Here is a 9,047-nt window from a genome sequence, read left to right as displayed (position 1 = left end):
TTCTTCTATCATAAATTCGTCGATTCTACCTACAAGATGGGTCCAATGGTGGAACAGGTCGTGGGAACCATGGCCCTGCGACTCGCCAACGCGGACATCCTACCCTATGATTTGGTTCGCTACGCCAGTGACCTGACCACGCACCTGAAGGCCGCCGAGAAAGCGATCAAGGCCTACGCTCCTACGTACTCCATCGAACCCTTACTAGCCACAGTAGCGGATCTGAAAAAGAATGCGGAAGCAGCGGAAGCAGCCCGCCAAAGTTATCTGGCGGCGGGTCGTACGGATAAAGCTCAGGAACTCAACAAGATTATGCTCCAGCTCGAACAGTCGTTCATTGATAAGAAAGGAATGGCTTTTGGCTCTTGGTACCGCTCCCTGTACGCATCCTCGGATCCGTACAGTGGTTATGCGTCCTGGATGTTGCCCGGCCTATTGTACGAAGCTTCCTTAAAATCGACCGCGAATTTGCCGGACCTGGAGAATCGGTACAAAACGGCGATTCAGTCCCTGAGCGGTAAGCTGGCTAACTTAGTACAAACGGTAAACAATAGTGCGGGGGCTTCGCTGGGCGGTAGTAAATAGCCTCTTTCAAGGGTTTCCATTCAGGCAGGAAAAGATCACTAGCTCGACTAGCTCGCCCCGATTTATAATCCTCATGGCATGAATCGGGGTGGCACTAGTTGAGCGTTTTTGACGCGAATCCTTAACATCTTATCCCCCGCATTGCATACGGGGCTATTGAAATTGAACCCCTCCGGGGTTACATCTTCACGTCTGTTCCCCGGCTCGCCCGATCATTCCATGAGGGTTATAAATCGGAGCGAGCCGGGTGAATGCTAGTCGGGCGTCTCCGACGTAAACTCAATTTCCTACGTATGCCATTCCGGCATTTCTTTCGCACCCGTCACCGGATCCTGCGATGGCATGGGTACGGCAGTAATGTTTCGATCCGCTTGGGGACGGTCGCCTTTTTCACCCTTTAGTAAATCCCAGTCTTTGCCTTCGGGATACGCTCCTACTACACCAAAATCACTACTGGCTTCGAGCTTCTTGTGACCAACGCCCGCCGGAATCACCAGCACATCACCCGCCTGTACGTGGATCGCCTGCCCTTTTTCGCCACCAAGCTGCAAGGTGGCCTGGCCGCTATACACGCCCAGTACTTCGTGCGAAATACTATGGTAGTGGTGATAGGGATATACCCCGTTTCGCCAGGAATTACGCCAGCGATGTTCGGCAAAAAGCGTCTCGAATCGTCGGGCCAGATCCTTTTCTTCCGGTTTAAAAACCGCGGAATAGACCAATAAGGGCAGGACGCTGTTGGGAATTACGCCATCATCTTTGAAATGCAAACGTTCCGGTTTCATGAAAGAAGGACGCGTTAAAGGAGTATGAAAGTGCAGACAGCCCAGCGAAAGAAGTATACCAATCTTTGCGAACGTAGCCTTTTCGGCACGCCCCGTCGCTAAAAATGCGGCGAGTATCGGCTAGTGTTTTCCGTTGCCTAACGTCCGTTTTAAAGCCTGCGTATAGGTCAGTAAACAATCGCAACCAGCACCGTGAAATACGCAATCACTTATTCCTTACTAGCCCTTGCCTTACTGACGGGCTGCAAAAAAGATACGGATGCGACTACGCCCGCTACCCACTCGGAAGAAAATACGCCGATTAACCAATGGATTTACGAGCAAATGCAGGCCTATTATCTCTGGACGGATCAGCTACCGGTGGAAAATACGACCGACCAGACCCTCGCTCCGGAAGATTATTTTAATTCCCTGCTCTACACCTATCATGCAACGACGAATCCGCAGGGCGACCGTTTTTCTTACCTTTCTTCGGATGCCGAATCGCTGGAAGCGGCCCTTAACGGGGAGAGTCTGACGACAGGTATGCAATTCCGGCTCTTTTACCGGGATAATGCGAATGTAAACGTCGTGGGTCAGGTCCTGTACGTACTGAAGAATTCACCGGCCGATCTGGCCGGTTTCAAACGGGGGGATGTGTTTACGAAAGTGAATGGTACGACATTGACCGTTAACAACTACAGTGAATTACTGTATGGGTCGGGAACGACGTCGACGTTTACCCTCGGTACAGTCAATACCACCACGGGCACCCTGGATGATACCAGTACCACCCGATCCGTAACGGCAACGACTTTTCAGGAAGATCCGGTTTACCTGGATTCCGTATATACCGTCAACGGTAAGAACGTAGGGTATCTCTTGTATAACCAGTTTGTATCGAGTCCGAATGGTTCATCCAGCAATGCGTACGACACTCACCTGCGGCAGATTTTCGCCCACTTTAAAGCGGCGGGTATTCAGGAGTTGATTCTGGACTTACGCTACAATCCCGGTGGATCGGGTGCTACGGCTATCAATCTGGCCAGTATGATTGTTAAATACAGCGGTGCCGATCAGGTTTTCTACCGCGAAGAATACAATACCGAGCTGAATAAGTATCTGCAGCAGCAGTACGGTAGCGATTCGTTCAACGCTTATTTTACCAATGAAGCCAGTAACGTGGGAAATCAGATCAGTAAGGTAACCATCCTGACATCTGAATGGACGGCCTCCGCGAGTGAACTGGTGATCAATGGATTAAAGCCGTACATGAACGTCCAGTTGATTGGTGAAACCACGTACGGAAAAAACGTAGGTTCGACCACCCTCACCGACGCTTCGGGTAAGATCAAATACGCTCTGCAACCCATCATTGTTAAAGTATACAATAGCCTGGGGCAATCGGATTACACGGCGGGATTTACGCCCAATATTGTACTGTCGGAACCCTTTAACCTGTATCCGCTGGGCAGTACGCAGGAAGCCTTATTACAAACAGCTTTGTACGGAAGCAATACTTCCGGTCGGCAGGCGGCGGGCATTCATGCCCTGGCTTCTTCGCTAACTCAGAAAACGCTATTTGGGAAACTACTGATTCGAAGCAAAGATCAGCGTATTCAGTCTTTTTTTAAAAATCGGTTTTAGTACCCGGATAGCTTGTATTACAAACGAGAAAGGCTACCTCATGGGGCAGCCTTTCTCGTTTGTAGTAAGTCAGTATTAATTCAAGACAACCACTTCGGTGGTGGTGGTATCCACTGGTTTTCCTTTATCCTCGGGGAATACGAAGTTAATCGGGCGTTCCACTTTTTCTTCCAGCAGAGCCACTTTCAACACGTCTTCCACCCGGTCGGCATAGTGGAACGTCAGATCCTGGATGTACGATTTATTGATTTCTTCAATGTCCTTACGGTTCTTCGTACACAGGATTACTTCCTTAATACCGGCCCGTTTGGCCGCAAGAATTTTCTCCTTGATACCACCTACGGGAAGCACTTTTCCCCGCAGGGTAATCTCACCCGTCATGGCCAAATTCGACTTCACTTTCCGCTGCGTAAAGGCCGAAGCCATCGAGGTGATCATCGTAACCCCCGCCGACGGTCCATCTTTCGGTACTGCACCCGCCGGTACGTGAACGTGCAGGTTATAGTACTCGAAAAGTCGTTCGTCGATGTTGAGTTCTTCGGCGTGAGCTTTCAGGTAACTCAGGGCGGTAATGGCTGATTCTTTCATGACATCGCCCAACTGACCCGACAAGGTAAGCGTACCACGTCCCCGGTTCAGGCTTGATTCAACGAACAGGATTTCACCACCCACGCTAGTCCAGGCCAGACCCGTCACCACGCCCGCGGTATCGTTATTGTCATACTCGTCCTTGTCAAACGTTTCGGGACCCAGCAGTTTGATTACATCTTCGGGCCGAACGGTTTTGGGATACTCTTCCTCCAGAGCGATGGCCTTGGTAATTTTCCGTACCAGTGAACCTATTTTCTGCTCCAGGGCTCGTACGCCCGATTCGCGGGTGTAGCCTTCGATGATTTTCTGGACAGCCGCATCAGTAAAATTCAGCATTTTACCATCCAGTCCGTGTTCGTGTTTTTGTTTAGGAATCAGGTACTTCTTACCAATTTGTACCTTTTCTTCCATCGTATAACCCGTCAAGTCGATGATTTCCATCCGGTCGCGAAGAGCAGGCTGAATGGGTTCAAGCGAGTTGGCTGTTGCAATGAACAGCACTTTCGACAGGTCGTATTCTACTTCCAGATAATTATCCTGGAAACTGCTGTTTTGCTCGGGATCCAATACTTCCAGTAAGGCCGAGGATGGATCGCCCCGGAAGTCACTCGATACCTTATCGATTTCATCCAGAATGAATACGGGATTGGAAGATTTCGCCTTCCGAATGTTCTGGATGATCTTACCCGGCATGGCACCAATGTACGTTTTCCGGTGGCCCCGGATTTCGGACTCATCGTGTACGCCACCCAGAGCCATCCGCACGTACTTACGTCCGAGGGCTTTGGCTACGGATTTACCCAGCGAAGTTTTACCCACGCCCGGAGGGCCATACAAGCACAAAATGGGGGCTTTCATGTTACCCTTCATTTTCAGTACGGCCAGGTATTCAATAATGCGTTCTTTGACTTTCTCCAGTCCGAAATGATCCTGATCCAGAATCTTCTGGGCTTTTTTGAGGTCAAAGAAATCTTTGGTATGCTCGTTCCAGGGTAGGTCCACCATCAGTTCCAGGTAATTCATCCCAATGGGATACTCCGGCGACATCGGGTTGGTCCGACGCAGTTTGCTGATTTCTTTCTGAAACTGTTCACTAACCTCCTTACTCCATTTCTTCTGAGCAGCTTTAGCCTGTAGAGCGTCAATTTCCTGTTCGGGCGAGTCAATGCCCAGTTCTTCCTGAAGGACTTTGATCTGCTGACGGATGTAGTAATCCCGCTGTTGCTGATCAATTTCACTACTAGCCTTGGACTGGATTTCCCGTTTCATTTCCAGCAACTGAATATCCTTCAGCATCACTTCGAGCAGCTTGGTAGCCTGTTGCTGTGAATCAAACGTTTCCAGCAAGGCTTGCTTCTCAGGCTGATCGGCGTTGGTATTCGCTGACAGGAAATGAATCAGGAAGTTATTGGATTCAATGTTATCCAGGGCAATCTGAGCTTCGCGGGGAATTTCCGGATTCAGATTCAGACTTTTATGAGCGGCATCCCGCAGCGATTGAATCAGAGCTTTGGCTTCGCGGTTAGGTTTAGCGGGGAAATTATCATCCACGTACGAAACCTTGGCCAGAAAGTGCGGCTCTTCTTTCAGAAATTCTTCAATCTGGAAACGCTTTTTCCCCTGTACAATAATGGTGACATTACCATCGGGTAAAACAATCATTTTAAGGATATTAGCCAGCGTACCGACCCGGTAGAGATCATCCGCAGTGGGTTCCTCTTTCTGAGGATTCGCCATGGCCACTACACCTACTACTTTATTCTTGGACTTATACTGCTTTTTAACCAGACGAATGGACTTCTGACGACCTACAGTAACCGGAATAACCATTCCCGGAAACAACACAATGTTCCGGATGGGTAAGATGGGCAATTGTTCGGCATAGGTAGCAGGATCATCATTATCATCGAAATCTCCGGCAGACAGCGGAATCATTTCCATACTGTCAAAATCAGACATTTCGACCAGACGCAGGTTAGCAAGGGAATCCGTCTTTTTATTATTCATATAGCAAGTACCTGTCATGTTGGCAGGAAAAACAATCGATCGAAAAACGAAACTACGAAAAAGTTCGCGGTAGGTATAAGGCGAAAGGACTGTGCCAGGAATTAATTACGTAGTGGCTCAGCCCTAATCAGTGCTTAAACGTATCGCTCTTCGGCAATATGGAAAAATAATATACCATATTTTTACAAAACTTTTGCCACCCCGTAGTTTTGATTTTGTAGTCACTTGATATGCCCTTAGTTACTGATTCCTCGTATCATGCTCCATTCTGGATGCAGAATGCTCATTTTTCCACGATTTATCCGAGTACGCTTCGACGCGTAGCCGGAATAACGTATACTAGAGAACGTTTAGAATTAGCGGACGGTGACTTTCTGGATATAGACTGGAGTTTCGCCCATCAACCCCATTCTTCCAACCCTCCGCTGGCTTTGCTTACGCACGGCTACCTGGGAAATTCGACCCGTCAGTATATGCTTGGAGCCGTACGGGCCTTTAATGAAGCGGGCTTCGATGCTCTGGCCTGGAATCACCGCGGTTTAAGTGGAGAGGCTAACCGCCTGGAAAAAATGACGACCCACGGCAGTACCGACGATTTGGCGGAAGTGGTCCACTATGCACTGGCGAAAGGGTATACCTCGATTTCGCTCGTTGGCTTTAGTAAAGGTGGGAATTTAGCCTTGAAGTACGCGGGCGAGCAGGGTTCGCAGCTCTCAAATTGTATCCAGTCCTTAGTGGCTGTCTCTACGCCTACGGATATGCCGGGCAGTATGGCCGCCTGTCGGGGTACCTTCTATGAATGGTACTTTCTGCGAAAATTACGGAAGTTTCTGTCGACGCGAAAGCATCTGATCGATCAGCAGTTATACGCTCAATTTGATCGCTACCGTACCCTCGACGACTTCTCCAACGAATACATTTCACCCTTTTTTGGCTGGAAGGACTACGCAGAAGCGACCTCGGCTCTACCCTACCTTCCCAATATTCGGGTACGGAGTTTGCTGCTTAATGCTCAAAATGACCCCATTCTTTCGCCCAGTTGTTCCCCCAAAACGCTGGCCCGGCAATCGGATTACCTTTGGCTGGAAACGCCCCGTTTGGGCGGCCATTGCGGCTTTTATGAAGCTTCGAAAGATGGACTGTACTGGGTGGACCGCCGCATCGTGAATTTTGTGCAACAGGAATCAAAGCTTTAGTACGCCGAAGCTGTGATTTCATCGTACTGGCTGTTGTACTAAAGTCGCCAGTACCCAGTTATACGCTTCCGGAAGTTTTAATTTTCGGAAGCGTATAACCGGGACATGACTCTCCGTCTATTATTCCACGTAATCCAGTTCTTTGGCAAAGGTTTCTTCCACGCTCCAGTTGGAAATAAAGGCCAGGAGCAGACACGCTATTCCTACCGTAAGGGCCGAACCAATTAGGCCCAGCGAAGGAATAAAGGCTTTAAACAGAATACTGATGGGAATCACGGCTCCGCGAACGAAATTAGGAATAGTAGTCGTAACCGTAGCTCGCAGATTGGTACCAAATTGCTCGGAAGACATCGTGACAAACATGGCCCAGTAGCCCGCAAAAAATCCAAGAGCAAAACACAGCCAGTAAAAACCCTGCGGCGATAATCCGCTGGAATTCACGTAAAAAATAACTAGTGAAGATAGAATAATGAGATAAAAATAGATCGCTTTTTTCCGGCTACGAATCTGCTGACTCAACAAACCAACCCCTATATCTCCCAGTGAAAGTCCGGCGTACAGGTAAGCGATGGTGAGGTTAGGTCGGATGCCGCTTACGCCCAGGGCTTTCACTAACTCCGGTGCGGAAAGAACCAGTACCGAGATCACGTACCAGATGGGAATGCCAATGAAGATACAGGCCAGGTATTTCTTGAATCGGGCACCGTTCGTAAACAGACTCAGGAAATCGCCTTTCGTCACGTTGGAATGTTCGGTCTTCTCAAATAGATCCGACTCATAGGTACCGATTCGCAGCGTCAACAAAGCCAGACCCAGACCGCCACCGATGAAGTACAGCACCCGCCAGTTCGGAATCCATTCCGGCAGCAATGCCGCAAATACGGCCCCCGAAGCTCCAAAGCCTGCTACGATCAGCGTTCCGTACCCTCGTTTTTCTTTGGGCATAGTTTCATTGACGAGGGTAATTCCGGCCCCCAGTTCACCAGCCAGCCCCACGCCCGCGATGAAACGCAGGACGGCATATACCGTCAAATCGTTAATGAGTCCGTTGATGGCATTGGCCAGCGAATACATGACAATCGATCCGAATAGTACGGATTTACGGCCTTTCTTATCACCGATGACGCCCCAGAAAATACCCCCGAGGAGCATCCCGGCCATTTGCCAATTAAATAATGTAGTGCCCTGAGCCAGTAATTGATCTTCAGGAACGCCGAGTTCCCGCAGGCTGGGATTACGAATGACACCGAATAAAATCAGGTCGTAGACATCCACAAAATAGCCCAGTGCCGCTACCAGAATGAGCGTATAGGCCGAACGTGTAGAAGACGTAGACAGGGGTACTGAAGTTGACATGGATTGCAATGGGGTACGTTAAAAATCCGGCCAAAATACGGTAGTCCTGCAAAACATCCAATGGTCTAAACTTTTTTAATTTCTGTTTAATCTTCTATTTTATTTGGTATTTATCCCATATTCCGGCGAGAAATATCCCAATACCCGATTACATTCAGAACAACAAAGTATCCGATACTAATCCATTCATGCTTTTGTAACAGACCCTCCGGCTGTAACCGAGAAGACAGAATCGTATACGCATACGGAAACCAGTCAATGTATTCCCATTTCTGTTGTAATAGAATGGTTGCCAGTACTAATCCCATCAACGCCATACCGATGGGTACGATGAGGTTCTTGATTCGGGTAGCGAGCCAGTAGTGAATGCCCGATATCGCCAGCGTTGCCAGATAAGCTTTCGTCGTCGCTTTCAGCCACATCGTCAGATCAGGTCCCTGATTACCAAAACCATATTTTTCGTTGATGAACGACAGAATGAACCCGGCTACTAAAATGAGAAGGTTGAACAGAATGAAATTCAACAGTATTAACGCCTGAATGAGCAGCAGCTTTCCTAACCAGACGGAGGCTCTGGGGAAGGGCTGCGTAAAAACGTACTTCCAGGTATTGGAACGGTGTTCAATATTCACCACCATGCTGTTGATCAGTACAATGAAAAAAGGCAGGAATAGAGCAATGTTGATTTGCCAGCAGCGACCCGCCAACAAATCCCAGGCACTGATAGAGGCCTTCGCTGGCATGAAAAAGTTTTGGGGTTTGGCCAGGTAGCCAATGCACAAAAGTACCGGAGCGAAGGCCGCACCCGCCAATGTCAGCCAGAAAGCGGCGGTATTGCGGGTTTTCAGCATTTCAATGCGAAAGGATTGAGGAATATAGGTGAGGAGCATTGGTTTGGTGT

The 9,047-nt window shown here is 48.9% G+C and carries 7 protein-coding genes; 3 read left to right on the top strand and 4 right to left on the bottom strand.

What is annotated here, in order from left to right; translation table 11 throughout:
- The coding region (locus tag ACOJTG_RS24230) for a transferrin receptor-like dimerization domain-containing protein (RefSeq protein ID WP_420156169.1) at nt 1–585 on the top strand (585 nt) is incomplete at its 5' end.
- 287 nt (nt 586–872) lie between these two features.
- Here the strand turns inward: ACOJTG_RS24230 and ACOJTG_RS24225 are convergent.
- Complete coding sequence (locus tag ACOJTG_RS24225) at nt 873–1,370, bottom strand: cupin domain-containing protein (protein ID WP_420156168.1); 498 nt, start codon at nt 1,368–1,370, stop codon at nt 873–875.
- A 192-nt stretch (nt 1,371–1,562) separates the two neighbouring features.
- On the opposite strand from ACOJTG_RS24225, the gene ACOJTG_RS24220 reads away from it, so the two are divergent.
- Nucleotides 1,563–2,996: a S41 family peptidase gene (locus tag ACOJTG_RS24220; protein ID WP_420156167.1), complete on the top strand. Its 1,434-nt coding sequence runs from the start codon at nt 1,563–1,565 to the stop codon at nt 2,994–2,996.
- 75 nt (nt 2,997–3,071) lie between these two features.
- Here the strand turns inward: ACOJTG_RS24220 and lon are convergent, their stop codons facing one another.
- Complete coding sequence (gene lon / locus ACOJTG_RS24215; RefSeq protein WP_420156166.1) at nt 3,072–5,594, bottom strand: endopeptidase La; 2,523 nt, start codon at nt 5,592–5,594, stop codon at nt 3,072–3,074.
- Nucleotides 5,595–5,824: 230 nt separating this feature from the next.
- Between lon and ACOJTG_RS24210 the strand changes: the two genes are divergently transcribed.
- On the top strand, nt 5,825–6,790 hold the full coding sequence (locus ACOJTG_RS24210; protein WP_420156165.1) for a YheT family hydrolase: 966 nt from the start codon (nt 5,825–5,827) through the stop codon (nt 6,788–6,790).
- A gap of 120 nt (nt 6,791–6,910) precedes the next feature.
- Here the strand turns inward: ACOJTG_RS24210 and ACOJTG_RS24205 are convergent, their stop codons facing one another.
- Both ACOJTG_RS24205 and ACOJTG_RS24200 read right to left on the bottom strand, forming a co-directional pair.
- Nucleotides 6,911–8,146 (bottom strand): MFS transporter, encoded by a 1,236-nt coding sequence (locus ACOJTG_RS24205; protein ID WP_420156164.1) that lies wholly within the window; start codon nt 8,144–8,146, stop codon nt 6,911–6,913.
- A 110-nt stretch (nt 8,147–8,256) separates the two neighbouring features.
- Nucleotides 8,257–9,047, bottom strand: a 791-nt coding sequence (locus ACOJTG_RS24200; RefSeq protein WP_420156163.1) for an ABC transporter permease, incomplete at its 5' end; no start/stop codon positions are given.

The organism is Siphonobacter sp., from assembly GCF_048595215.1.
In the GTDB taxonomy this organism is placed as follows: domain Bacteria; phylum Bacteroidota; class Bacteroidia; order Cytophagales; family Spirosomataceae; genus Siphonobacter.
This window is presented reverse-complemented; position numbering and strand designations above follow the sequence as displayed.